Below are 1660 nucleotides of genomic sequence, written 5' to 3'. Positions count from 1 at the left end.
GAAATTGAAATTGATTTCTCGATAAGTCTTTTTTTCTGGTCAAAATCGGGATTTTATCCTCTGATTTTAACCATTTTTGCCATATTCAAGGCCATAATGACGATACCGGTTTCCTTAGTAACCTTCGCTAAACCACGGACCATAAATCTTTTGAACCCTAAATAAGCCTTCATTCTACCGAAGACTGGTTCTACATCTATTTTACGCCGGGCATACATTCCTGCTGTTTTTTCAGTAGTTAGTCTCTCTCGTTGCTGGGCTTTAAAGTATTCCCAACTAGGATTAACACTGATATATCGGGTTCGACCCGTTCTAGTTAGAGCCGCCCGGACAGATTGGTGATCTGCATCGAATTTTTCCGCCCGATAGATTTTGAAATCACGCGTGACACCACTCTTGTCGGTGCGTGTACTGTAACGCTGGAAGTCGAATCTAACACCCCGTTGGTCAATATAATAGTCATCATCAGCGAAGTAATGCCAATTCATAACTTTACGATCATCAGACTGCCATTTACGACTTTGTTCTTTTAACATCGTTCCGTACGGAATGATGGCTTGATGACCCTCATAGTTATCTTCTATTGTGCGGTAATTAGCTTCTGATCCATAACCAGCATCGGCTACGATGTTCTCAGCTAACTTGTTGGTATTTGATAGGGTGTTTAGGAATGGAATCAAAGTTTTCGTATCGGTTGGACGCTGAAATAAACCAAAGCCTAGCACGAATTGATTATTGGTAGCGATTTGTAAATTATAAGCTGGCTTCAATTGACCGTTCATCATCGGATCTTCTTTGACTCGCATAAAGGTGCTATCCTGGTCGGTTTTTGAATAGCTATTACGGTCACCAAAGGTTTCCATCTGACTCTGATGTTCAATCATTTTCACTTTACGCTGAACTAATTGCCGCTTGATTTTTTTAATATGCCGTCTTGATTGCTTAGCTGGATTGGGCGATAGTTTGGGCTGTTGTTCAATTTCCTTATTCAATTTATCGAGTCGATCTTCAAGCCGGGTGATTACCTCGTCCATCATTTCGAGTGTTAAATTAGTCCCCTCGGGAACGAAAGCTGCGCCGTAGGCTTGCTTAATTTCAGCCAAGATATTTTGAATTGCCTCCCGATTCATCTGATCAAACCGCACGGTGTTCTTGCGCCAGACAAAACTATATTTATTGGCATTAGCTAAAATCTTGGTGCCATCAATAAAGGTGACGTCATCAATTAAATTTTGACGACGTAAGTAGTCAACCAGCCGGTCTAACCCGTCATGGATCAAAGTTTCCAGTTCATCGGAAATCCGAAAACGGCAGATGGTGCGATAAGTGGGCATCTGTTCCTGAGTCAGCCAGCGAGCCGTTAAATTTTCAACCGCGAAGGTTTCAATTCGGCGACTACTAAAGACACCACGAGTGTATGCGAAAAGGACTAGTTTCATCATTGCACCTAAATCATACTCTCGAGGACGACCGAATAGGTAGTGCTCTTTGATTGATAGTGATTCAACCAGTTCATTAATATAAAAAGCTGGATTATCTTTTTGAACTGTATAGTCGGTAGTTAGCGGTAAAATTGTTTGATTCATGTTATAATTTGTCATGTTGGATTGTCCTTTCGGGGATGATTTTTAGGGTATCGGGGGCAACCGATACTCTTTTT

1 pseudogene is annotated in these 1660 nt (G+C 41.3%); it reads right to left on the bottom strand.

Annotated elements, in window-relative coordinates:
• Positions 1-62: 62 nt before the first annotated feature.
• Positions 63-1601 (bottom strand): annotated as a pseudogene (locus CES81_RS13000) (IS1182 family transposase); the annotation flags it as partial.
• Positions 1602-1660 lie beyond the last annotated feature (59 nt).

Origin of the sequence: Secundilactobacillus pentosiphilus (genome assembly GCF_002217985.1) — a bacterium.
Classification (GTDB): Bacteria; Bacillota; Bacilli; order Lactobacillales; family Lactobacillaceae; genus Secundilactobacillus; species Secundilactobacillus pentosiphilus.
The sequence above is the reverse complement of the archived record's forward strand: the minus strand, read 5'-3'. Positions and strand labels throughout refer to the sequence as shown.